Here is a 23,509-nt window from a genome sequence, read left to right as displayed (position 1 = left end):
GCCCCCCAGGAAGGAGTGCTTCACATGAGGAAAACGATCTTGTCGATCGTCACGGCCCTAGCCGCCGTGGCGTCGACTCTGGTCGTGCTCACCGGTCCGGCCCAGGCCCACGGCTACATCTCCTCGCCGCCGAGCCGGCAGGCGAACTGCGCCCAGGGCCGGGTCGCCAACTGCGGCCCGATCATCTACGAGCCGCAGTCGGTCGAGGGCCCCAAGGGCCAGCGCAACTGTCACGGCGGTCTCTCGCAGTTCGCCCAGCTGAGCGACGAGAGCAAGCCCTGGCCGGCCACGTCGGTCGGGCAGAACGTGACGTTCAACTGGATCCTGACCGCCCGCCACGCGACCAGCACGTGGGAGTACTACATCGGCAACACCCGGGTCGCCGTCTTCAACGACGGCGGACGCCAGCCGGGTGCGACGGTCTCGCACAACGTCAACCTCGGCGGCTTCTCCGGACGTCAGCGCCTGCTGGCGATCTGGAACATCGCCGACACCCCGATGGCCTTCTACAGCTGCGTCGACCTCCAGATCGGCGGTGGCGGCGGCAACCCCAACCCGCAGCCGTCCCCGACGCCGACCGTGACCCCCCGTCCCCCGTCGCCCACGCCCACCGTCACCCCGCCCCCGGCGGGCGGCACGTGGCGCACCGGCACCTACTACGCCACCGGGTCGACCGTGACCTACGGCGGCGCGACCTACCGCTGCCTCCAGGCGCACACCTCGCTCGCCGGCTGGGAGCCGCCGAACGTGCCCGCGCTCTGGGCCCGCGTGTAGTGACGCGTGACCTCACCTGAAGACCGCCGGCACGGCGCAGTCCGCGCGCCGTGCCGGCTCCGACCAACAATGAGGGAGCCATGAAGCGTCTGGCAATCGTCCTCGCCCTCGTGGCCGGATGTTCCTCCCCGGCCGAGCCCGCGTTCAACGCCGCCGACGTGATGTTCCTGCAGATGATGATCCCGCACCACGAGCAGGGCATCCAGATGGCGACGATCGCGGAGGAGCGGGCCGCGCGCCCCGAGGTGCGGGCCCTGGCGTCGGCGATCCGGGCCGTCCAGTCGGACGAGGCGAAGACCATGACGACCCGGCTGACCCGGTGGGAGCAGCCGATGGAGGCGCCCCCGGGCTCCCACGACGCCCACGGCGGCCTGCACGAGACCCGTCCCTCCGACATCCTGTCGCTGGAGAAGGCGCCGGCCGACCAGTTCGACGTGAACTTCCTGAACCTGCTCGCCGGTCACCAGCACAACGCCGTCGACATGGCCCGCACCGAGGTGAAGACGGGCCTGGACGCCTCGACGAAGGATCTGGCCAAGCGCATCGAGGAGTCGCGCGGCGCGCAGATCCAGGAGATGCTCCGGCTCCTGGCCGCACCGCAGCGTTAACCTGCCCGACAGATTGGTCCGGCAGCCTCGCACGCGTGAATAGCACCCCCAAGGCCGCGCTCGCCGTCGGCGTCCTCGCCACCGTCCTGCTGTCCGCCGTCCCCGCCTCGGCGGAGGGCCCCAAGGTCGTGACGACCGACAACGAGACCCCGGTCCTCTACGACGACGAGCAGGGCGGCAACGCCTCCGGCGACGACCCGGCGATCTGGGTCCACCCGCACGACTCCGCCAAGTCGATCGTGATCGTGACCGCCAAGGAGGGCGGCCTGCGCGTCTACGACCTGAAGTCGCGCCAGATCCAGTCGCTGAAGGCCGCCAAGGCCCCGCGCGAGGACGGCGTCGAGGGCCGTTACAACAACGTCGACATCGCCTACGGCATCCGGCTCGGCGGCCGGAAGGTCGACGTCGCGGTGGTGTCCGACCGCTACAACGACCAGATCCGCTTCTTCGCCATCGACCCGTCGGCGGCCGAGCCGCTGCGCGAGGTGACCGCGCCCGACCAGGAGTTCCTGTTCAGCCCCGACCGGGAGACGGTCGAGGAGGAGCACACCGCCTACGGCCTGGCCGTCTGGCAGCCCGCGCCGGGCACGGCCTACGCGGTCGTCACCCAGGAGGGCGCGACGACCCTGGCGACCGCCCGGATCGTGGAGAAGGACGGCCGCCTCGGCTACTCCTCCGTCGAGAAGCTCACCATGCCGTCGGAGTTCCCGCTCCCGAACGGGAAGACCTGGAAGCCCTGTGAGGAGCCGGGCGTGCTCCCCCACTTCGAGGGCCTGGCCGTCGACCAGCGTTCGGGGGTGTTGTACGCCGCCCAGGAGGACGTCGGCCTGTGGCGGGTGCCGCTGCCCCTCGGCGCGAAGCAGCCGACCCTCGTCGACAAGGTCAAGGACTTCGGCATCGAGGACGTCTACGACGAGGAGACCGAGGAGTGCGCGCCGGTCGACCCGAACGCCTCGGGCTTCGGCGGCGACCGCCTGACCGCCGACGCGGAGGGCGTCGACCTCTACTACGCGGGCGGCGCGAGCGGCTACGTGATCGTCTCCAGCCAGGGCGACGACACCTTCACCGTCTACGACCGCCAGGGCGGGAACAAGGCGCTGGGCACCTTCCGGGTCAAGGGCGTCAAGGGCGCGGACGACGTCAACGGCTCCGACGGCCTCACCGTGACCAACCGCCCGGTCGGGAAGTACACCAAGGGCCTCCTGGTCACCCACGACGAGCCCGACACGGGCGCGAACGTGGACGAGGAGCGCGACGCGACCAACTTCTCGTACGTGTCGTGGGGCGACGTGGCCCGCGCCCTGAAGCTGAAGGTCAGCACGAAGCCGGGCAACGACCCGCGCTTCTGACGGTTCAGCCCGGGAGGCCGATCTGCTCGCGGCCCTTCTCCTTGAGCGTCTCGGCCTCCTCGCGGGCGCGTTCCTCCTCCTCCGTCCGGCCCGCCGCCGCGTACGCCTCGGCGAGGCTGGCCAGGGCGGCGGCGATGAACGCCTGCCAGCCGCGCACCCGCCACAGGCGCACCGACTCCTCCAGATGGGCGACGGCGTCGTCGACCAGGCCCTCGGCCAGGTCGACCTCGCCGAGCACCCACAACGCGTCGGCGCGGTGGTGGGCCAGCCGGTGGTTGCGGCACAACTCCTCGGCGGCCTCGGCCGCGCCGCGTGCCCTCGGGTCGCCCGCCACGGCGTAGAGGCGGGCCAGGGCGACCATGCCGGTGGCGTCCACGAGGGCGTCGCCGAAGCGGCGGTCGGCCATGGCGCGGCTCAGGTAGGCCATGCCCTGTTCGTACTGGCGCAGGTGGGCGTGGGCCAGGCCGAGGAACTGCAGGGCGGTCGCCTCGAAGCGCGCGTTGCCGACCCGTTCGGCCAGCTCCAGGCCCTGGTGCAGGTGCACGATCGCCATGTCGAGATCCGACAGGCCGTACGTGACGGCCATGCAGACGTGGGCGCGGGCCTGGCCGCTCAGGTGGCCGGCCCCCTCGGCCAGGCGCAGCGCGGTCCGGCCCGATTCGAGGCCCAGGGCCAGCGCCCCCCGGGCGGCCTGGCCCCAGGCCCGCATCACGTAGGCGTCGGCCAGCCCCCGGTCCTCGCCGACCTCGGTGAACAGGGCGATGAGCTGCCCGGCGCCGTCGTAGTGGGCGGCCATGGCCTCGTTGTCCATCCAGCTCGTCGCCGAGATGAGGCCGCGCAGCACGGTCGCCTCGCCGAGCCGGTCGCCGGCCTCCCGGCACGCCTCCAGCAGCGGTTCGTGCATGATGCGCCAGTCGTCGAACCGGCCGCGCACGTCGAGGTAGCGCTCCAGGGAGCAGGCGGTGTCCCAGGCGATCCCGACCAGGCCCAGCCCGCACGCCTGCCGCACGGCCGCGACCAGCGCGGCCCGTTCGCCGTCGAACCAGGCGAGCGGGTCGTGGTCGGCCAGCGGCTCCCACGGCTCCGCGGGCTCCTCCTCCGGCGGCCGCCAGCGGGGGGCGTCGCCGTGGATGATGGCCAGCGAGGTGCCGTGCACCTTCTCGGTGGCGCGTTCGGCCAAGGCCAGCCAGCCGCCGAAGGCGCGGCCCAGCGCGGCCAGCACGGCGGCGTCGTCGTCCTCCAGGGCGCCGCGCTCGCGGGCGTACAGGCGCACCAGGTCGTGGAAGCGGTAGCGCGACTGCCCGGCCGCGTCGGCGCCGCTGATGAGCAGGAGCTGGCGGTCGACCAGGGACTCGACGAGTTCCTCGCCCGCCGACAGCGGCAGGTCGAGCAGGGCGGCGGCGGTCCAGGCGGCGAAGTCGGGGGCGTCGAGGGCGCCGAGCAGCCGGAAGGCCCGGCGGGTGATCGGGTCGAGGCCGAGGTAGCTGAGCGCCAGGCTGGCCCGCACCGCCAGGTCGCCGGTGGCGAACTGGTCGAGCCGCCGCCGCTCGTCGGTGAGCTGGCCGGCCAGCCGTTTGAGCGGCCAGTTGGGGCGCACCGCGAGCCGCGCCCCGGCGACCCGGACGGCCAGCGGGATGCGGTCGGACAGGCGGGCGATCTCGGCGGCGGCCTCGGGTTCGGCGGCCACCCGCCCGGCCCCGGCGATCCGCGAGAGCAGCTGCACCGCCTGGGCGGGCAGCAGCACCGACAACTCGATGAGCGTCGCGCCGGACAGGCCGGTCAGCCGGGTCCGGCTCGTCACGACGACCGCGCAGCCCGACGAGCCGGGCAGCAGCGGGCGCACCTGCCGCTCGGAGGCGGCGTTGTCGAGCACGATCAGCATGCGGCGGTCGGCGACCTGGCTGCGGAAGTAGGCGGCGCGCTCCTCCGTGGTCTCCGGCATCGCGGTCCGGGGCACGCCGAGCGCGGTCAGGAACGAGGCCAGCACCTGCCCGGGGTCGGCGGGCGACGGCTCGACGCCGTGCAGGTTCACGTGGAGCTGGCCGTCGGGGTAGTCGCCGGCGAGGCGGTGGGCGGCGTGCACGGCCAGCGTCGTCTTGCCGACCCCGCCCATGCCGGCGATCACGCACACCCGGACGTGCCCGGGGCCGGCGGGCGGGGCGCCGCCCAGCAGGGTGGTGATCCGGCCGAGCTGCTCGTCGCGGCCGGTGAAGTCGGAGATGTCGGCCGGGAGCTGCGCGGGGGTGGCCTCCCTCGGCGGCGGGGGCGGCGGGCCCGGCTCGTCCGGGAGGGTGCCGGTGAGGATCGCCTGGTGCAGGTCGCGCAGTTCGTCGCCGGGGTCGAGGCCGAGCTCGGTGGCGAACACCCGGCGGGCGTCGTGGAAGACGGCCAGCGCCTCGGCCTGCCGGCCCGACCGGGCCAGGGCCGTCATCAGCTGGGCGCGCGGGTGCTCGCGCAGCGGCTGCTCGTCGACGAGCGCGGTCAGCTCCGGCACCAGCGCCGACGACAGGCCGCGCGCGAGGTCGGCGTCGATGCGGTTCTCCAGCGCGCCGAGGCGCTCCTCCTCCAGGCGGCGCGCGTGGTCGCGCAGTCCGTCAGTGACGTTGAGGCCGTCGTAGGCGGGGCCGCGCCACAACTCCAGCGCCCGCGCGAGCACCGGGGACGCCGCTTCGCAGTCGCCGGCGGCCAGCAGGGCGCGCCCCTGCCCGGCCAGGGTCTCGAACACCTCGGCGTCGAGCTCCCCCGGATGGACGGTGAGCATCCAGCCGGTGCCCGTGCGGGTGACCCGGTCGGGGCCGAGCACGCGGCGCAGCTGGTGCGCGTACAGGCGCAGGTTGTCGCTGGCGGTGCGGGGCGGACGGTGCCCCCAGAGCGCTTCGACCAGGGTGTCGGCGGACACCGGGCGATTGGCGCGGCAGAGCAGTTCGGCGAGCATGACGCACTGTTTGCCGGCGCTCAGCGTCAGCACCCCGGCGTCGTCCGACACGCGGAGCGGCCCCAGGACGGCGAATTCCATCAGGCTCCAGTGGAACGGCGATGAAGACGATCAAAGCCGCTCAAATGTGCACGATGGAGTCACCACCGTCAACTCTTGGGTCAGAAAGACACCGGCGGGGACCGTGGGACGGTCCCCGCCGGCGGCCTCACCGGGCGATCACACCCGGCCGAAGTAGAAGACGGCCAGGTAGTAGTTGGTGGCGAGGTTGCGGCAGGCGCCGCGCTTCCACCAGGCGTACGCCGGGCAGACCCCGTTCCAGAGCACGTGGTAGAAGACGCTGTCGGCCTGGTACTTGCTGGAGATGTAGCCCATCCTCCGCAGGGCGTATCCGTAGTCGTGCATCATGCAGGCCTGCCGGAAGTCGAAGCCCAGCGGGCGGTCGGGGCTGCTGGTGCAGTAGTCGTACAGCACGCCGCGCACCCACCAGCCGCGCGGGGTCTTCACCCAGCGGACCGTGCGCCAGCTGCCGTGGTACCAGGCGCGGGTGACGCCGCAGTGGTTGAAGGCGAAGTGCGAGAAGGTGCGGCACCAGTACCACTTGCGGCCGTCGAGGTCGGCGTTGGACGTCGGCGCCTGGGCGGCGTAGTCGTAGGCGTTGGCGCTGCCTCCCTCGACCGGGTCGGTCTGCAGGAACCGGCCCAGCTTCGGCTGGTAGAGCCGCACGCCCATGAGGATCGTGCCGTCGGGGGTGTCGGTGACCCGCTCGGCCGCGCCGTGCCAGCCGTAGCGGCCGGCCGGCTGACCCGGGCGCGGGTTGCCGAACTCGTCGAAGTCGAGCGCCAGCGGCACCCCGGTCGTCAGGTCGAGCACGGCGTTGATGTCGTCGTGCAGGTTGGTCAGCTGGAGCCGGACCTCGCCGGTGGCGGAGGTGATCGCCGCCAGGCCGCCCGACACCGAGTGCACGTTCCGGGAGACCCGGCCGGTGGCGACGTCCTCCACCACCCAGGCGGGGGTGTCGTCGTCGGCGTCGAAGTGCTCGACCCGCCGGGCCGTGGCGGCCCAGGTCCCGCCGGTCCGCGCCTCCGTCAGGGTGCTACTGCGCCGCAGCTGGGGGTCCAGCGTGTACGACTGCCGCGCGTCCCCCGAGGTCATCGCCTTGACCAGGTCGGTCGCGTAGTAGTCGACGGCCAGCCCGTCGGGGGTGGCGGTGGTGCGGCCGAAGGCGTCGTACACGTAGCCCTGGTCGACCAGCCGGTCGCCGGTGTCGTAGGCGTGGGTGCGGGTGGTGGCGCCGCTTCCGTCGCAACCGCCGCTGGTCAGCGAGGTGCGGTTGGAGTTGGCGTCGTAGCCGTAGGCGCGGCGGGTGCAGACGCCGCCGACGGTGTCGTCGACGGAGGAGATGCGCCCGATCTTGTCGTAGCCGACGATCTGCGCCGACAGGCCGGTGCGGGTGACCTGCTGGCCGTGGATCGACCAGGTGACCGCGTCGTCCAGCAGCTTCACGCCGGCGGCGTTCTGGTAGACGCGCCGGGTCGGCGCGCCGGTCGGGTCCTTGCTCACGGTGTACGACACGCCGCCCGGCAGCTGCTCGGCGACGATGCCGCCCTCGACGTCGTAGGTCGCGGTGAAGCGCCCGGCGACCGAGTCGGTCATCGCGGTGAGCAGGCCGCGCGGGTCGGCGTCGAGGTCGTACTCGTAGGTCATCGTGGATGGGGCGCCGTCGCTCTTCCTGACGACCCGGTCGAGCGCGTCGTACTCGACCCGGGTGACGCCGCCGTCGGCGTCGGTGTAGGAGGTCTGGCGGCCCAGGACGTCGTACTCGCGGGTGATCGACCCGCCCGTGGACGCGGTCGTCCTCGTCAGCCGGCCGGCCGCGTCGTAGGTGTTGGTGACGGCGGGCACGGCCGTGCCGAGGCCGCCGGTGACCGTGGTGGTGAGCACCTGGCCGGCCGTGTCGTAGGTGGTGGCGGTGGTGCGGGTGACGCCGTTGGCGGTCTCGGTCACCGAGGTGACCCGGCCGCCCTCCTCGTAGGCGAAGAGCTTGGTGACCAGCTCGGACGGGTTGGAGCCGCCGCCCGAGACCGCCTGCTTGGCCTGGGTGCGGCAGAGCAGGCCGGCCCATTCGGGCCTGCCGCCGCAGGCTCCGGAGCCGTCGGCGGTGTAGTAGGCGCTGGTCGTGGTGCCGGCGTCGTCGCCCGACGACTTGGGCATGGTGGCGCTGACGACCCGGCCGTCGGCGTCGTAGCCGGTGTTCCGGGTGACGGCCAGGCCGCCCGGGTCGGTCACCGACTTCACGACCTTGCCGGTGGCCCAGTCGTAGGAGGTGCGGCTGAGGCGCACGTCCGCGTCCGCGCCGCCGCCCGGTGTCCAGGCGCCGACGGCGGTGGTGGTGACCAATCCGGAGACCTTGGCGTCGCCGGGCCGGCCCTCGTCGAAGGTGTTGACCTGGTGCTTGCGGGCGGGCGTCGGCACGCCGTTCAGCCGCACCAGGTGCAGCGGGCCGAACTCGCCGACCATACGCTGGCCGTCGGCCGAGTAGACGGTCTCCTCCGACAGCAGCCGGGCCCGTTCGGCGGTCGAGCTGTTGATCAGGCCCAGGCGGGTCAGCTCCTCGGCCGCGCCCGGCCCCTGGCCGAAGGCCAGCGCCCGGTTGCCCGCCGACAGGTTGAGCACGGTGTTGCCCTGGGCGTCGTACTGGCTGGCCGACAGGCCGCCGCCGGGCTCGGCCCGGTTGACGGTCGCGCCGTTGGCGTTCAGGTAGGTGACGGTGGCCCGGCCGTAGTCCGACCCGGCCAGCCCGCCGCGCCCGGTGTGGTTGGCGGGCACCTGGTCGGGCGGGAAGACCGCGGTGGCGTCCGACGGCGGGTCGGTCTGGCCCCACGTCAGGGCGGCGGCCGGCGAGAGGTTGTACGGCGCGCCGCTGCCGCTGGTCGGCACGTCGTACACGACCGAGGTGACGGCGGTGCCGTTGGTCTCGTTCAGGGTGCCGGGGCGCAGGGTCGGCCGCGAGGCGGCCAGCAGCATGCCGTCGGCGGCGGTGTCGGCGTTGCCGGCGCGGCCGTAGGTCAGCGTCCACGGCAGTTCGCCGGGCGGGGTGAAGCGGTTGACCCGGCCGCCGAGGTCGTAGTCGTAGCGGGTCTTGACGGTGGGGGTGGCCGGGTCCCAGCGCTCGCGCAGGCGGCCGAGGTCGTCGTATCGGTACTCCGACAGGTGCTGCGGCGCGGCCGCGCCGCCCTCCCACAGGCTGATCAGCTTGACCTGCCCGGCGACGTCGCCGAGCTGGGCGCCCGCCGTCGTCGTGGCGGCGTACGCGATCACGATCAGGCGGCAGCCCTCGGGCAGCGCGGCCAGGGTGGCGACGTCGCAGTCGCTCGGCGAGGCCACCGACCAGGCGGGGGCGATGATCCGGCTGGGCCGGGCCAGCCGCGTGCCGTCGGCGCCGGTGACCGACTCCCAGACGAAGACGGTGCCGCCCTTGCCGCCGGCCGGGTAGACCGCCCGCACCAGGTAGGCGTCGTTGACCTTGGCGAACACCGTGCTGTTGGCGGTGGTGGAGTCGGTCAGGGTGTAGCGGTCGGCCGTCGCGTCGTAGGTCAGCCGGAGGTTGCCGGCGTCCGACTGGGGCGTCCAGGAGCCGTCGGCGTTCTTCGTGAAGGCGACAGACGAGCCGTCGCCGGTGATCTCCACCGAGGTGGCGGAGGTGGCGTGCAGCTCGGTGAAGGTGCCGTCGCCCGACTGGGCCAGCCCGTTCGGCGTCCACTCGGCGCCGAAGATCGGGGCCACGCCCGGCAGGGAGGAGCCCTTGCGCGGGTCGCGGGAGGAGAAGGAGCGCATGAGGCCGACGCCGAACATGCTGGCGTCGGTGGCGGTCATCCGGAAGTCGCCGTTGAGCAGGTTGACCGTGCCGGGGCCGATCGGGCCGGTGGTCGCGCCCTCGGCGTCGCGGTCGACCGTCAGGTCCACCGGCGCGGAGGCGCCCGAGCCGAACTCGGCGCGGATCTGGATCGCGCCGTCGGTGGTCAGCGTGCGGGTGACGTCCCAGACGAGCTCGGGCGAGACGCCCCCGCTCAGGGCGACGGGCCAGGTGATCGCCGCGCCGTCGGAGCGGCGGCGCACGTCGGACGCCGGGACCTGGTGCCAGTCGTCGGCCTCGCCGCGCCGGTAGGAGAAGCTGACGGCGCTCACGCCCGAGCTGCCCGCGGCGGCCAGCACGGCACGCCGGGCCGTGGCGCTCGCGTCCTGCGGCGAGGTCACCGCGAAGGTGCCGACGTTGAAGGCGTGCTCGGCGGGCTCGGAGAGGTTGCCGGCCTTGTCCTTCACCCAGGCCCGCAGCGTGTGCGGCCCGTCGGCGGCGGGCGTCCAGGTGACCGTGTGGGCGGCGCCGCTGTTGGCGGCCGACTGCTGCGCGCCGCCGTCGAACGACCAGAGCACGGCCGAGACGTCGGAGCCCGCCGGGGTGATGGTGAACGACCCGGCCTGCCCGGCGCCCTTCGACCACGCGTCGGCCGGGTAGTCCGACGAGCTCACCTCGGGCGCGTCGGGCGCGGCGGCGTCGACGGTGAAGGCGAACCACGACGACCAGGCGCCGTAGGCGGTGCCGTCGTAGGTGCGCACCCGCCAGTTGTAGGAGGTGTTGGCGAGCGGGGTGGCGACCCGCCAGGTGGCGGTGCCGTTGTTGGCGACGCCCGACACCGAGCCACCGGTGATCTTGGTCGCCTTGGCGGCGTTCCAGACCTCGAAGTCGGCCCGCTGCGCCGTGCCGTCGGCGTCGGAGACCTTCGCCGACAGGTTCGGCTGCGCCGCCCCGACCAGCGCCGGGCTGGCGCAGGTGGAGCAGGGGGCCATCGCCAGGGAGCCGGGCGTGCCCGGGAGGGTGTTGTAGGTGATGGAGATGTTCGGGTTGTTGGCGAAGCGCTTCCAGTAGGTGTTGTCGGTCTCACTGGACGCCTTGACCATGAACGTCACCGAGGTGCCGCCCGCGTCCATGATGCCCTGGAGGGCGGCGGCGACGTTCCAGCCGAGCCACGCCGACGGGCAGCTCGACGCCCCGCCCTGGCCGCTCGACGACCAGCCGTGCGCGACGTTCTTGGCCCCGATCGACAGGTTCGAGGCGGGCTGGTTGTTCCAGTTGGTCGACGACGACACCGCGGCGGTGCGGTGCAGTTCGACGTTCCTGGGCGAGCACGACCAGGCCCAGTGCTCGTAGATGTTGAACGTCGCGGCCACGATCTGCTTGCGGGTGCCCATGCCCGAGAGGTTCATGTTGAAGAACGAGCGCCGTTTGAACGCGCCCGACTCGGCGGTGCCCGCGGTGGCGTCGCTCGAACTGTTCCAGTAGGTGCTGGTCGGGTAGCGCGAGTCGACGTACGTCCAGGCCGACTTGGCGGCGGTGAAGCTCGGGTCGATCGTCACCGGGAAGACGGTGGCCGGGTCGGCCAGCAGCGCCGCGTCCGGGGTGACGGTGATCGCGTCGCGGCCGACCTTGACGTCCATCGTGGCGCGCTTCCCCGGGTTCGGCGCCTCGGCGCCGGTCTTCGCGGCGGCGGCCGGGGTCCTCTTGGCCGCGTTCTCGGCGGCGGCGTCCCACATCTCGGTGGCGACGGCGGCGAAGACCGGGGCGTCCTTCGTGTCGACGACGGTGAGGTTGCCGTGCCGGTCGGCCTTCAGCTCGCCCTTCTCGACGTCGGCGCCGAAGGTGAGCGACTTCAGCCTCGGGTCGGCGGCGGCCTGCCGCTTCTTCACCATCAGCTTCTGGGTGAAGCCGTCGACGTCGGCGGTGAGCACCAGGTCGACGCCCGGCAGCACCTCCGGGTAGGTCGCGGTCGCGCCGGACAACACGGGCTTCGGCAACCGGCCCAGCGGCGAGCCGAGCGTGAACTCCACGCCGTCGCGGGCGGCGCGGACCAGGGGCCCGTCGCCGCCGCCGGAGAAGCCGTAGGACACCGAGGCGGCCTTCGGCACGAGCGTGCCGTCGTCGGCCGCGACGAGGGTCGCGTCGGCCGGCACCCAGCGGTCGGCCCGCTTGACCCGGACCGGCCGGTAGCGGTGCTCAAGGGTGAGGGTGCCGTCGGGGTTCACGAAGTACTCGTCGTTCTCCGTGGTCATCGCCGCGGCCCTGACCCGCGTGCCGCAGACCTGCGCGGCCAGCCGCGCGGCGATCTCGGTCGGCATCTCCTCGGGACAGGTCACCGCCGCGGCTCGCACGGGAGTCTGTACCGGCGGGGCGAGCGCCTTCGCCGGCACGGAGGTGATCAGGCTGGACATCAGAGCAAGCGAGATGAGGGTGGGTAATGCGGCGCCCTGCCGCCGTTCGCGCAACACCGTCGGGCCTCCGAGAAGAGTCATCCGGCTTATCGGAGGCCAGCCTCGTGAGCGGCCGTATAGCTCTCGTATAAACGGCGTTGACGATCACGGCCAGCGGACCGCAAAGACCCGTCGCGGGCCACATCTCCCCAGTTCAGGGCGGGTAGTCCCTGCGGATGGCGACCTGTGCGAGGCCCGGCGTCGTGCTGGCCATCTGCTGCGTGAGCGTGTTCATCGTCGGCATGGACAGCAGCATCCTGAACGTGGCGCTGCCCTCGATCCGGCACGCCTTCGGCGGCAGCATCTCCGGCGCGCAGTGGACGCTCGACGCGTACACCCTCACCCTCGCCTCGTTCCTGATGTTGTCGGCCTCGACGGCCGACCGGATCGGCCGGCGGAAGGTGTTCCAGACGGGCCTGGTCGTCTTCACCACCGGCTCGCTGCTGTGCAGCATCGCGCCCACCCTCGAGACGCTGACCGTGTTCCGGGCCCTGCAGGCGGTCGGGGGCAGCATGCTCAACCCCGTCGCCATGTCGATCATCACCAACACGTTCACCGAGCCCAAGGAGCGGGCCCGGGCGATCGGGGTCTGGGGCGGCGTGGTGGGGGTCAGCGTCGCGGCCGGGCCGCTCATCGGGGGCGCGCTGGTCGAGTTCGTCGGCTGGCGGTCGGTGTTCTGGGTGAACGTCCCGATCGGGATCGCGGCGTTCGTGCTGGCCAAGCTGCACGTGCCGGAGTCGAGGGCGGCGCACGCCCGGCGCTTCGACCCGGCCGGGCAGATCCTCGTCATCGGGACCGTGTTCCTGCTGACGTTCGGCATCATCGAGGCGCCGAACACCGGCTGGGGGTCGCCGCAGACCGTGGTCTCCCTGCTCGGCTCGGCGGCCTGCCTCGTCGCGCTCGTGATCGTCGAGCGGCGCCGGCCCGAACCGCTGATCGACGTCAGGTTCTTCAAGGCGCCGCCGTTCGCGGGGGCCACCGGGATCGCGCTGCTCATGTACACCGCGCAGGGCGGCTTCCTGATCGCCAACACCCTGTACCTGCAGGACGTGCGGGGTTTCTCGCCGCTGGAGGCGGGGCTGGCGATCCTGCCGATGCCGCTGCTGCAGGCGGTCTGCGGGCCGATCTCCGGGCGGGTCGTCGGCCGGTACGGACCCCGCCGGTCCCTGGTGATCGGCAGCATCGGGAGCATCTGCGCCGGGTTGCTCGCGGCCGTGCCGCCCGACCTGCCGACCGGGCCGCGCATGTTCCTCTGTTACGGCCTCATGGGGTTCGGACTCGGCTGGATGAACGCCGCGATCACCACCACGGCCGTCTCCGGGATGCCCAACGCGCAGGCCGGGGTGGCCGCCAGCATCGTGTCGACCATGCGGCAGACGGGCGTCACCTTCGGGGTGGCCATCATCGGCAGCGTCATCGCCACCCACGTCACGGTGATCGCGCCGGGTCCCGGCTTCACCGCCGCCTACCGCATCAGCTGGGCGATCATCGTGTTCTGCGGCACGCTGGTGCTCGGCATCGGGCTGCTCACGACCGGGCGGTGGGCGCAGCGGGCCGTCTACCGGCAGGTCCACAAACATCCTCTGGAGAAGATGTGGCATCCATAGCGACTCGCCCATAATGTCCGCATGGGGCGCGCCGTTCCGCTGGGGCCCGACGATCCCACCGTCGTCGGGGAGTACCGGATCACCGGCAAGATCGACGAGCCGGGGCCCGAGGACGCCTACCTGGCCACCGACCCACGGGGCACACCCGTCGTCATCCGGCTGCTGGCCCCCGTCGCCGAGCCCGAGCGGGTGACGGCCGCCGTCGGGCCGCTGCGCGGGGTGCCGGCGTTCTGCGTCGCCCAGGTGCTCGGCGGCGGCACGCTCGGCGACCGGCCCTACGTCGTGTCCGAGCACGTCGACGGCCCGACGCTGGCGGAGGCCGTACCGGAGAGCGGGGTGCTGACCGGGGCGGCGCTGCACCGCCTCGCGGTGGGCACCATGAGCGCGGTCGTCGCCATCCACCAGGCGGGCGTGCTGCACGGCGACATCCGGCCCGCGACCGTCGTGCTCGGGCCCGACGGCCCCCGGATGGCCGACTTCGGGCTGAACGAGGCGCTCCGGGGCTCGGAGACCACCGTGACCCGGCACGTCGGCAAACCCGCCTACCGCGCGCCCGAGGAGTTCGACGCGGCGCCGCCCGGCCCCCCGGCCGACGTGTTCGCGTGGGCGGCGACGATGGTGTTCGCGGCGACCGGCCGCGACCTGTTCGCCGGCGACTCGGTGGCCGCGACCGTCAACCGGGTGGTGCGCGAGCCCGCCGACCTGACCGGGATCGACGTCGAGCTGCGCAGCGTGTTGTCGGCCTGCCTGGCGAAGAACCCCGACGACCGGCCCGTGGCCAGCGACGTGCTGTTACGCCTCATCGGCGAGGAGTCGCTGCTCCAGGTCACCGGCCGGGTGACCCGCCCGGCCCGGCGCGGGCTCCCCTGGCGGGCCGCGACGGCGTTCCTCGCGGGCGCGCTGGTCGCGGGCCTGACGGTCTTCCTCGCGGTGCCGCCGAGGGTCGAGTACGTGCGCGTACAGGCGGTGCCCCCCTCGGTCACCACGGCGGCGACCGTCGCGGCGGAACTCGACGAGGTGCCCGAGAACACGACCGACGTCAAGGTCCCCGGCACGCCGATCACCCTGCACGAGAGCCCCGACGACCCGGTGCGGCTCAACGGCTACCTGTCGCTGAAGAATCCGTTCACCGCGTACGTCCGGCGGTCCGACGGGACCTACACGGAGGTCGGGCGGGGCGAGGAGCCCGTGGTGTCGCCCGACGGCCAATGGGTGGTGCTGAGCCCGTGGGCGAAGTACCTCCGGTCCGACTTCGACTACGTCAGGTTCCGCAATCTGAGGACCGGGGCCGAGTTCACGGTGAACACGGTGCGCAGACCCCAGCGGACCGTCACGCCGAGCTGGTCGCGCGACGGCACCGAGGTCGTGCTCTCCGTCGAGAACACCGACGAGGAACGGACGGACGGATTCGCCGTCGTCGACGTGAACACCCGGGCGGCCGAGATCGTGGAGACCGAGTACACCGGCGGGCCCGCCTACCCGTTCGGGTTCATGCCCGACGGGCAGGTCGCGCGCGGGTACGCCGACACCAGTCATCTCGGGGTGAAGGTCTACGACCGCACGGGCCTGGTGGTGCGCACCCTGCACTGGGTGGGCCTGCCGCGTGACCGGAGCTGGTTCAGCCCGTCGGGCCGCAGGCTGGCGACGCTCTGCCCGAAGTCCGATGACATGTGCGTCTGGGACCTGGGCTCGGGCGCCCGGCTGGCGACCGTGCCGATCCCCGAGGACTCCCTCTGGTACGGGTGGTTCACCGACCGCCATCTCATCCTGCGGGTGCCGGTCAAGAAGGGGTACGAACTCCGGGTCGTCGACCTGCTCGGCAAGCTCGAGCGGGTGCTGGCGACCGTCGACGACAAGCGCGACGACGTGTTCTTCCGACTCGGCGTGCTCCCGTGATGATCGGCGGCCACCGGATCGTCGGCCGGCTCGGGTCGGGCGGTCAGGGCGTGGTCTACCTGGGCGAATCCCCCTCCGGGGAGCGGGTGGCGGTCAAGGTGCTGCGCGACGGCGACCCCGAGGCGTTCCTGGCCGAGTCGGAGATGGTCCGCCGGGTGCGCACCTTCTGCACCGCCCAGGTGCTGGAGACCGGGATCGCCGACGGCTCGCCCTACATCGTCAGCGAGTACGTCGACGGCCCCAGCCTGGCCCTGGCGCTGGCCGAACGGGGGCCGCTGCGCGGCGCGGAGCTGGGCCGGCTGGCCATCGGGACGATGACGGCCCTGGCGGCGATCCACCGGGCGGGCGTGGTGCACCGCGACTTCAAGCCGGCCAACGTGCTGCTGGGGCGCGACGGGCCGAGGGTGATCGATTTCGGCATCGCCCAGCTCGGCGACTCGGCCGCCGACGACGTCGTCGGCACGCCGCCGTACATGGCCCCCGAGCAGTTCCGCGGCGGCCCGGCGGGCAGCGCGGCCGACCTGTTCGCGTGGGGGTCGACGATCGTCTGCGCGGCGACCGGGCGGCCGCCCTTCGGGACCGAACCGGCGCCGGCCGTCATCAACCGCATCCTCACCCGCGAGCCCGACCTCGACGGGCTCGACGGGGAACTGCGGGAGCTGGTGGAGACGTGCCTCGACAAGGACCCGGCGGCCCGGCCGACCGCCCAGGCCGCGCTCATGCGGCTGCTCGGGGAACCGGCCTCCCCCGGCGACCCGGCGCCGGACGCCCCCGGCCGGCCGCGCCGTCCCCGGTCGTGGTGGATCGCCCTCCTGCTCGCCGTGGGCGTGACCGCGGCCGTCGTGCTGACCCGGCCCGACGCCCCGGCCGCCGCGCCGCCCCCGGCCCCCGTTCCGGTCGTGGCCCCGGTCGTGGCCCGGCCCATGGCCGCGACCGCCACGGACGAGGTCGAGATCGAACCCCTCGGCATCACGCTGCACGAGAACCCCGCCGACGGCCTGTGGGTGTCCGCCTACGAGGACTCGCGGGGCGACGGCGAGAGCCACAGCTACGTCCGCGACCCGGACACGGGCGCGTTCACCTCCGCCGGGCCCCTGGCCGAGGCGCGGGTCTCCCCCGGAGGGCAGTTCGTCGCGGTCTTCCCGGGGTTGCGGTTGCTCACGCCCGACTCCGACTACGTCCAGATCACCGACCGCCACACCGGCACGACCCGCGAGGTGGACACGGTCCCCCGTCCCGAGCTGGGCCGCCACCCCGCCTGGTCGGCCGACGGCTCGACCCTGCTGATCACCATGGGAGGCCCGGAGGAGGGCGACCCGGTCACCGGGTTCGTGCTGGTCGACGCCGTGAAGGGGACCTCGGCCGTCGTCCGCGTCGCGATCGGAGGAGGCGAACCGTTCCTCTGGGGACCGGAGGAGGGCACGCTCGCCCGCGAGACCGGCGGCACGACCACCGTCTACACCCTGACCGGCCAGGTCGTCACGGAGCTCGCCGGCACCGGCGACCTGCACGCCACCCGCGACGGCCTGCTGCTGACCGGCTGCGCCGATCGGCGGCTGTGCCTGCTCGACGCGGCGACCGGCGCGGAGCGCCGCCGGTTCCCCCTGGCCAGGGGGCTGAGCGTGGGCGGCTGGCTCGACGACGACCACGTCATGGCCACCCGGCGCGGCGACGACCGGTTCGAGGTCGTGCTGCTCGACCTGGACGGGAAGCAGGTCCGGCTGCTCGCCGAGGGCCCCGAGGCGGTGTTCGACGACATGCGGATCTTCTGGACCACCCGCTAGTCGCCGGTTCAGTCGCCGGTTCAGTCGTCGGTGCCGCGCGCGACCGAGGCGACCGGGCCGGGGCAGCGGACCGTCACGGTGGTCGTGCGGTCGTCGGCCGACTCGAAGGTCACCGACGCCGACGGGGCCGGGCCCCTCTCGACGTCCTCCACGTTGTGGTTCTGCGCCGGCGTCCACGACAGCAGCACGGCCCGGTCGCCGGAGCACGCGGCGGTGACGGAGCCCTCGGCGTAGGCGAAGCTGCCGCCCGCGCGCAGGGTCACGCCCGGGGGCGGGGGCGGCTGCGCCGAGGCCGTGGCGAGCGCCTCCTCCACCTGGGCCTCGGTCAGGGCCCCGCCGGGGGCGATGAGCGAGACCGCCCAGGTGCCCGCCGACGCGGCGCAGGCCGCCGCGAGCAGCCAGGCCGCCAGTCCCGCTCCGCGCATCGTCCGCCTTTCTCGGGGAACCCCGACAGGTAGTACCCAGAAAGGCGGACAGGTGGCACACCTGCTTCTCGTGGAGGACGACCCCCAGGTCAGATCGGCCCTCACCCGGGCGCTGACCGGCCTCGGGCACGCCGTCAGCTCGGCGCCCCACGGCATGGAGGGACTGACCCGGGCCCTGGAGGACCGGCCCGACCTCGTCGTGCTCGACCTCGGGCTGCCCGACGTCGACGGTTGCGAGGTGCTGCGCATGCTGCGGGCGGTCAGCACGATCCCGGTGATCGTGGCGACCGCCCGCGACGCCGAACCCGAGATCGTGAAGGCGCTCGACGCGGGGGCCGACGACTACGTCGTGAAGCCGTTCGGCGCGGCCCAGCTCGACGCCCGGGTGCGGGCGGTGCTGCGGCGCGGCCGGGAGCAGGCCGAGCCCGAGGTGATCGTCGTCGGTGGGCTGCGGGTCGAACCGGCGGCCCGGGAGGCGTGGCTCGACGACCGCCGGCTCGACCTGACGCCGAAGGAGTTCGACCTGCTCGCCTACCTCGCCGCGCGGGCCGGGCAGGTCGTGCAGAAACGGGAGCTGCTGGCCGAGGTGTGGCGGATGGCCTGGGGCGGCGGCGACAAGACGGTCGACGTGCACCTGTCGTGGTTGCGGCGCAAGCTCGGCGAGACCGCCCAGCGGCCCCGCTATCTGCACGCCGTGCACGGGGTCGGCGTCAAGATCGTCGACCCGGACCGGTGAGGCGGCGGCTGGCGTCGCTGGCGCTGGCGACGACGTCGCTGGTGCTGGTGGCGTTCCTGGTCCCGCTGGCCGTGCTGGTGCAGGCGCTGGCCGCCGAGCGGGCCACCGGCACGGCGGCGGCCTGGGCGGGGTCGGTGGCCGCGACGGCCGCGCTCGGCGACCGTGAGGCGCTGGCCGCCGCCATCGCGCAGGCGAAGGGCGCGGGCGTGCCGGTGACGGTCTTCCTGCCGGGCGACCGGTTCGTGGGCGAACCCGCCGCCGGCGGGCCGGGCGTGCGGCTGGCGCGGCTCGGCCGCAGCCTCACCGTCGACACGCCGCAGGGCCGCGAGGTGCTGGTCGCCGTGCAGGGCGACGGCACGACCGTGGTCCGGGCGCTGGTGCCGCCCGAGCGGCTGCGCGAGGGGGTGACCCGCACCTGGCTGGTGCTCGGCCTGATCGGCCTGGCGTTGCTGGCCGTGGGCGCGCTGGTGGCCGACCGGCTGGCCCGGTCGCTGATCGGCCCGGTCGCCGAGGCGGCGGGGGTGTCGCGGCGGCTGGCGGGCGGCGACCTGGCCGCGCGGGTGACCCCCGACGGCCCGCCCGAGATCCGCGACGTCGGCGCGGCGCTCAACCAGCTCGCCGGGCGCATCGACGGCCTGCTGCGGCGCGAACGCGAGTCGGTCGCCGACCTGTCCCACCGGCTGCGCACCCCGGTGACGGCGCTGCGGCTGGAGGTCGACGCGATGCGCGACCGCGAGGACGCCGCCCGCGTCGGCGCGGCCGTGGCCAGCGTCGAACGTATGGTCACCCAGGTCATCACCGAGGCCCGCCGGTCGGGGGCCGAACGCGGCCCCGGCTGCGACGCGGCCGAGGTGGTCGCCGAGCGGGTCGCCTTCTGGTCGGCCCTGGCCGACGACCAGAACCGCCCCCGTTCCGTACGGCTGGCGCCGGGCCCGCTCCCCGTCCCGGTCCGCGCCGAAGACCTGGCCGCGCTCGTCGACCTGCTGCTGGAGAACGTGTTCGCGCACACCCCCGAGGGCACCGCGTTCGCGGTCGACCTGGCCGGACGGCCCGGCGGCGCAAGGCTGACCGTCAGCGACGAGGGCCCCGGGTTCCCCGGCTCCGACCTGGTCGAACGCGGCGTCAGCGGGGCCGGTTCGACCGGCCTGGGCCTGGACATCGCCCGGCGCACGGCCGAGGAGTCGGGCGGCACGCTGCGGGTGCGGAACGGGCCGGCGGGCGCGCAGGTGATCGTCGACTTCGGAAATCCTTAGGAAACCGGCAGGGCCTCGATAGGCCGGGGTCTCCGATGGTGGAGGAACACGCACGAAGCCATCAGAAGGAGACGACATATGCGCAGGAAGACCGTCATCGCCACCGGTGTGCTCGCCGCCGCCCTGGCCACGGGCGCCGCCGGGGTCGGGATCGCCAACGCCGACAGTGACGACAGCGCCGAGAAGGCCCCCACCCGGCCGACGGTGCTCGTGGACGCCGCCCAGCGCACCGCGCTCGGCCAGGTGGCCGGCGGCTGGGTCGTCTCGTCCGATCTGGAGGGCACGACCTGGGAGATCGAGGTGGCCGGCGCCGACGGCGCCGTCAAGGAGGTCTACGTCGACGCGGCCAAGGGCACGGTCGTCCAGGCCCCCGCGGACGAGGCCGACGACGCGGACGACGCCGCTGACGACGCCGACGACGACTGACACGGCTTCGGCCGTGGACGGCCCGGCCTCAGGCGGGAGCCGTAACGGAGATCGAGGCCTGTGACGTCACGGCGGCCGGCCCGGTCCGGCCGCCGTGGTCATCGGCTCACGGCTTGCGGGCGACGCCGCCGAAGGAGTCGATGGGGCGCTCGTACTCGGTCGGCCGCCACTGCGACAGCGCGACCAGGCCGGGCTCGACGAACTCCAGGCCGTCGAAGACCGACGCGAGCTCCTCGACGCTGCGCAGGTAGTAGGGCACGCCGCCCGACTCCACCAGCTTGTCGGCCCCGTCGCCGATCTCGTCGCCCTCGGAGCTGTCCCAGAAGATCATGTAGCTGCCCGACGGCACGTGCGCCATGACCCGGTCGACGATCGACTTCAGCTCGTCGAGCTTCTCGACGTAGCCGAGCACGCCCATGAACATGACGCAGATCGGCTTGGTGAAGTCGAGCACGTTCTTCGCGTCGGCGACGATCAGCTCGGGGTCGTGGTAGTCGGCCTCGACGTAGGTCGTCACGCCCTCGGGGGTGGTGTTGACCAGCAGGGCGCGGGCGTGCACCAGGACCATGGGGTCGTTGTCGACGTACACGATGCGGGCGTCGGGGTGCACCGACTGCGCGACCTCGTGGGTGTTCTGCATGGTCGGCAGGCCGGTGCCGATGTCGAGGAACTGCTTGACGCCGCCCTCCTCGGCCACCCACCGCACGGCGCGGATGAGGAACTTCCGCGACTGCTTGGCCATCGTGACGATGTCGGGGTAGACCGACGCGACCGCGTCGCCCGCCTGGCGGTCGGCGGCGTAGTTGTCCTTGCCGCCCATCCAGTAGTTCCAGATGCGGGCGGCGTGCGGCGTGCTGGTATTGAGTCTGGCCGCGTAGTCGGCACGCGGATTCGTGTATTCGTCGGCCATTTCGGCTCCCTGTACGGAAAAGTCCGGGACGCCAAGATCATACTTTCTGGGGCAAAGTACGTTACAAGACCAGTACAAGTCGTCCCCGACAAACTGGGCCACATGAGCAAGACTCCCGGCCCCGGCCCCATCGGCAAGATCATCCTGATCCTGTGCTGGCTCGCCGTCTGCGGCCTGTCCATCTACGGCTCGGTCCCGTCGTTGTCGCTGGCCACCGGCCAGGAGGGCACCCCCGGCACGCTGACCGTGACGTCGTGCGTGACCCTGGGCCAGGGCCGCTACGACTGCGACGGCGTCTTCGCCCCCGCGTCGGGCGGCCCGTCGATCGCGGTCCACGCCTCCCCCGACTCCGAGGCGGGCGAGGTCACCCCGGCCCAGCTCACCCCCGAGGGCGACCGGGCGGTGCCGACGGGGACCAAGGGCGTGCTGGCGGCGCTGAGCCTGGCGGGGGTCGGGCTGGGCGGTCTGGGCTTCCTGCCCTATGTGCTCATGTACTGGGCCCGCCTCCCGGGCCGCCGCGTCGCGGCCGTCGCGGGGGCGGCGCTGTCGGCAGGCGGGCTGCTGCTGGCGATCGCGGGCGTCACGGCGTCCGTCCTGTAACTTCCGCCGGGAGCCGGACACTTACCTCATCGTGACGGCATTCGACGAGTTCTACCTGACCCATTACCCGGCGGTGATGGGCTACATCAGGCGCCGCGCGGCGTTACCCGACGACGCCGCCGACGCGATAGCCGAGACCTTCGCCACCGCCTGGCGCAAACGCGACACGATCCCCGCCGAGGCCCGTCTGTGGTTGTTCGGGGTGGCCCGCCGGGTGCTGGCCAACCAGCGGCGGGCCGACCACCGGCACACCGCCCTGGCCGAACGGCTGCGCGGCGAACTGGCCACCCGGCCACACCCGGAGCCCGACGACGACCCCGACGCCGTGCGCGCCGCCTTCGCCCAGCTCAGCGACCTCGACCGCGAGGTGCTCTCCCTGGCCGGATGGGAGGGCCTGACCACCGCCGAGATCGCGACGGTGCTCGGCTGCCCGCAGGGGGTCGCCCGGGTGCGCCTCCACCGCGCCAGGAAACGCCTCGCCCGGCTGCTCGCCGCGGCCGACCTCGACCTGTCCCGGTACGGCTCCCGCGCCGGATCCCTCGCGAAAGGACACTCATGAACGTCGACGAGATGGTGGCGCGGATCAACCCCGCGCGTGACGACGCCCCGATCACGCCAGGCGCCCTCGCGCTCCTGGAGGCGGTCAAGACGCTCCCCACGCCGAGACGCCGCCGCGCCCGGATGGCCGTGCCGGTCGCCGCCGCCACCGCCGCGGCCGTCACCTGGGCGGCCTGGCCCAGCCCGGCGGCGGCCCTCGACATCCGCCGCGACGGCAACGCCTACGTGGTCACCGTCAACGACCTGACCGCCGACCCGGAGACCTACGGGAACCTGCTGCGCGGCGTCGGCCTCGACGTGACCCTGCGGACGGTCCCGGCCGCGCCCAGCCTCGTCGGCACCGCGATCCCCGTCGGCGGGCAGGTCGGCCTCCTCACCAAGGAGGGCGACTGCGTCCTCACCGACTGCGTCGTCGCCCTGCGCATCGAGGCCGGGCAACCGGGCGGGATCGACATCAGGCTCGGCCGGGAGGCGGCGGCCGGTGAGCGGTATGCCATGCCCGGCCAGATCGACGCCCCCGGCGAGCCGCTGCACTGCGTCGACTTCCGCCGCCTGCGCTTCGGCGCGGTGAAGGCGCTGCTGGCGGAGAAGGGCGTCACCGACGTGACGGCCGCCGGCGGAGTCGCCGAGGACGACTGGTTCGTCCACGACGGCGTCATGTGGTCGGCCGGCACGGCGCTGCTGCTGGCCGGGCCGACCGCGGACGTGCCGCAGGACGTCGGCCCGGTGAACACCCGGAGTCTGTGCTGACCCGTCAGAAACGTTCGGCCTCGATCGTCGTGTCGGGGCCGTGGCCCGTCTTCACGACGGTCTCCGGGGGCAGGGTCAGCAGCCTCTCCCTGATCGACGCCACGATCGTGTCGTGGTCGGAGAACGACCGGCCCGTCGCCCCCGGCCCGCCCTGGAACAGGGTGTCGCCGGTGAAGACGACCCCCAGTTCGGGCGCGTGGAAGCAGCACGCCCCGGGCGCGTGCCCCGGCGTGTGCAGGACCGTCAGGGTCGTGCCGCCCACCTCGATCGTCTGCCCGTCGGCCAGTTCGCCGTCGGGGGCGCGGTCGAGGTGGGTGAGCCGCCACACCGGCAGGTCGTCGGGGTGGAGCAGGATCGGCGCGCCGGTCGCCTCGGCCAGCGCCGGGGCCTGCCGGACGTGGTCGTCGTGGGCGTGGGTGGCCAGGATCGCCGTCACCCGGCGGCCGGCGACGACCTTCAGGATCGCGTCGACGTCGTGGGGCGCGTCGAACACGACGCACTCGGCGTCGTCGCCGAGCACCCACACGTTGTTGTCGACGTCGAAGGTCTGGCCGTCGAGGCTGAAGGTGCCCGAGGTGACGGCGTGGTCGAT

General features: G+C 73.4%; 17 protein-coding genes. 12 read left to right on the top strand and 5 right to left on the bottom strand.

Translation table 11 applies throughout. From position 1 onward, the window contains the following. Positions 1-24 precede the first annotated feature (24 nt). The 3 genes from AW271_RS03325 to AW271_RS03315 all read left to right on the top strand — a co-directional run bounded on the left by AW271_RS03325 (position 25) and on the right by AW271_RS03315 (position 2,731). Positions 25-774: a lytic polysaccharide monooxygenase gene (locus AW271_RS03325; RefSeq protein WP_062331458.1), complete on the top strand. Its 750-nt coding sequence runs from the start codon at positions 25-27 to the stop codon at positions 772-774. A gap of 80 nt (positions 775-854) precedes the next feature. Beyond that, a complete protein-coding gene (locus AW271_RS03320) occupies positions 855-1,382 on the top strand; it encodes a DUF305 domain-containing protein (protein WP_062331455.1) in 528 nt (175 codons plus the stop codon). Between the two features lie 35 nt (positions 1,383-1,417). Then, complete coding sequence (locus AW271_RS03315) at positions 1,418-2,731, top strand: phytase (RefSeq protein WP_062331452.1); 1,314 nt, start codon at positions 1,418-1,420, stop codon at positions 2,729-2,731. Positions 2,732-2,735: 4 nt separating this feature from the next. Here AW271_RS03315 and AW271_RS03310 read toward each other — a convergent pair whose 3' ends face one another. Beyond that, positions 2,736-5,747, bottom strand: coding sequence for an AfsR/SARP family transcriptional regulator (locus AW271_RS03310; protein ID WP_062331449.1), 3,012 nt, complete (start codon positions 5,745-5,747; stop codon positions 2,736-2,738). A 138-nt stretch (positions 5,748-5,885) separates the two neighbouring features. Beyond that, a complete protein-coding gene (locus AW271_RS03305; protein WP_157553873.1) occupies positions 5,886-12,014 on the bottom strand; it encodes a phospholipase A2 in 6,129 nt (2,042 codons plus the stop codon). Between the two features lie 134 nt (positions 12,015-12,148). Between AW271_RS03305 and AW271_RS03300 the strand changes: the two genes are divergently transcribed. From AW271_RS03300 to AW271_RS42130, 3 genes are read left to right on the top strand one after another with little or no spacing between them, the layout of a single operon-like run. Continuing rightward, positions 12,149-13,579 (top strand): MFS transporter, encoded by a 1,431-nt coding sequence (locus tag AW271_RS03300; RefSeq protein ID WP_062331443.1) that lies wholly within the window; start codon positions 12,149-12,151, stop codon positions 13,577-13,579. A 21-nt stretch (positions 13,580-13,600) separates the two neighbouring features. After that, complete coding sequence (locus tag AW271_RS03295; protein ID WP_062331439.1) at positions 13,601-15,475, top strand: serine/threonine protein kinase; 1,875 nt, start codon at positions 13,601-13,603, stop codon at positions 15,473-15,475. Next, a complete protein-coding gene (locus AW271_RS42130) occupies positions 15,475-17,259 on the top strand; it encodes a serine/threonine-protein kinase (protein ID WP_062331436.1) in 1,785 nt (594 codons plus the stop codon). Before AW271_RS03295 ends, AW271_RS42130 begins: the two co-directional genes overlap by 1 nt. Before the next feature lie 20 nt (positions 17,260-17,279). On the opposite strand, the gene AW271_RS03285 is transcribed toward AW271_RS42130, so the two are convergent. Beyond that, a complete protein-coding gene (locus AW271_RS03285; RefSeq protein ID WP_062331432.1) occupies positions 17,280-17,684 on the bottom strand; it encodes a hypothetical protein in 405 nt (134 codons plus the stop codon). A gap of 52 nt (positions 17,685-17,736) precedes the next feature. Between AW271_RS03285 and AW271_RS03280 the strand changes: the two genes are divergently transcribed. The 3 genes from AW271_RS03280 (at position 17,737) to AW271_RS03270 (ending at position 20,099) form a co-directional block, all read left to right on the top strand. Continuing rightward, positions 17,737-18,420: a response regulator transcription factor gene (locus AW271_RS03280; protein WP_062331429.1), complete on the top strand. Its 684-nt coding sequence runs from the start codon at positions 17,737-17,739 to the stop codon at positions 18,418-18,420. After that, positions 18,417-19,673: a sensor histidine kinase gene (locus AW271_RS03275; protein ID WP_062331426.1), complete on the top strand. Its 1,257-nt coding sequence runs from the start codon at positions 18,417-18,419 to the stop codon at positions 19,671-19,673. Before AW271_RS03280 ends, AW271_RS03275 begins: the two co-directional genes overlap by 4 nt. A gap of 78 nt (positions 19,674-19,751) precedes the next feature. Then, positions 19,752-20,099 carry a PepSY domain-containing protein gene (locus AW271_RS03270; protein WP_062331423.1) on the top strand — a complete coding sequence of 116 codons (348 nt, stop codon included), beginning with the start codon at positions 19,752-19,754 and terminating at the stop codon, positions 20,097-20,099. A gap of 106 nt (positions 20,100-20,205) precedes the next feature. On the opposite strand, the gene AW271_RS03265 is transcribed toward AW271_RS03270, so the two are convergent. After that, positions 20,206-21,009, bottom strand: coding sequence for an SAM-dependent methyltransferase (locus AW271_RS03265; RefSeq protein ID WP_062331420.1), 804 nt, complete (start codon positions 21,007-21,009; stop codon positions 20,206-20,208). Between the two features lie 102 nt (positions 21,010-21,111). Between AW271_RS03265 and AW271_RS03260 the strand changes: the two genes are divergently transcribed. Genes AW271_RS03260 through AW271_RS03250 form a run of 3 tightly spaced genes read left to right on the top strand, consistent with a single transcriptional unit; the run spans position 21,112 to position 22,917 of the window. Beyond that, the gene (locus AW271_RS03260) at positions 21,112-21,609 is read left to right on the top strand and encodes a hypothetical protein (RefSeq protein ID WP_062331417.1); all 498 of its coding nucleotides are present in this window, start codon (positions 21,112-21,114) and stop codon (positions 21,607-21,609) included. Between the two features lie 31 nt (positions 21,610-21,640). Beyond that, positions 21,641-22,168 carry an RNA polymerase sigma factor gene (locus AW271_RS03255; RefSeq protein WP_245652908.1) on the top strand — a complete coding sequence of 176 codons (528 nt, stop codon included), beginning with the start codon at positions 21,641-21,643 and terminating at the stop codon, positions 22,166-22,168. Beyond that, positions 22,165-22,917, top strand: coding sequence for a hypothetical protein (locus AW271_RS03250; protein ID WP_062331414.1), 753 nt, complete (start codon positions 22,165-22,167; stop codon positions 22,915-22,917). Before AW271_RS03255 ends, AW271_RS03250 begins: the two co-directional genes overlap by 4 nt. Before the next feature lie 4 nt (positions 22,918-22,921). Here the strand turns inward: AW271_RS03250 and AW271_RS03245 are convergent, their stop codons facing one another. Beyond that, positions 22,922-23,509 (bottom strand): MBL fold metallo-hydrolase, encoded by a 588-nt coding sequence (locus AW271_RS03245; RefSeq protein ID WP_439648961.1) that lies wholly within the window; start codon positions 23,507-23,509, stop codon positions 22,922-22,924.

Source organism: Herbidospora sakaeratensis, from assembly GCF_001570525.1.
Taxonomy (GTDB): domain Bacteria; phylum Actinomycetota; class Actinomycetes; order Streptosporangiales; family Streptosporangiaceae; genus Herbidospora; species Herbidospora sakaeratensis.
This window is presented reverse-complemented; position numbering and strand designations above follow the sequence as displayed.

Excerpts from the sequence above, each read along its gene's own strand:
- AW271_RS03295 (WP_062331439.1), top strand. The coding sequence starts at position 13,601 with ATGGGGCGCGCCGTTCCGCTGGGGCCCGACGATCCCACCGTCGTCGGG.
- AW271_RS03310 (WP_062331449.1), bottom strand. The coding sequence starts at position 5,747 with ATGGAATTCGCCGTCCTGGGGCCGCTCCGCGTGTCGGACGACGCCGGG.
- AW271_RS03270 (WP_062331423.1), top strand. The coding sequence starts at position 19,752 with ATGCGCAGGAAGACCGTCATCGCCACCGGTGTGCTCGCCGCCGCCCTG.
- AW271_RS03305 (WP_157553873.1), bottom strand. The coding sequence starts at position 12,014 with ATGACTCTTCTCGGAGGCCCGACGGTGTTGCGCGAACGGCGGCAGGGC.
- AW271_RS03265 (WP_062331420.1), bottom strand. The coding sequence starts at position 21,009 with ATGGCCGACGAATACACGAATCCGCGTGCCGACTACGCGGCCAGACTC.
- AW271_RS03320 (WP_062331455.1), top strand. The coding sequence starts at position 855 with ATGAAGCGTCTGGCAATCGTCCTCGCCCTCGTGGCCGGATGTTCCTCC.
- AW271_RS03250 (WP_062331414.1), top strand. The coding sequence starts at position 22,165 with ATGAACGTCGACGAGATGGTGGCGCGGATCAACCCCGCGCGTGACGAC.
- AW271_RS42130 (WP_062331436.1), top strand. The coding sequence starts at position 15,475 with ATGATCGGCGGCCACCGGATCGTCGGCCGGCTCGGGTCGGGCGGTCAG.
- AW271_RS03300 (WP_062331443.1), top strand. The coding sequence starts at position 12,149 with ATGGCGACCTGTGCGAGGCCCGGCGTCGTGCTGGCCATCTGCTGCGTG.
- AW271_RS03325 (WP_062331458.1), top strand. The coding sequence starts at position 25 with ATGAGGAAAACGATCTTGTCGATCGTCACGGCCCTAGCCGCCGTGGCG.
- AW271_RS03260 (WP_062331417.1), top strand. The coding sequence starts at position 21,112 with ATGAGCAAGACTCCCGGCCCCGGCCCCATCGGCAAGATCATCCTGATC.
- AW271_RS03285 (WP_062331432.1), bottom strand. The coding sequence starts at position 17,684 with ATGCGCGGAGCGGGACTGGCGGCCTGGCTGCTCGCGGCGGCCTGCGCC.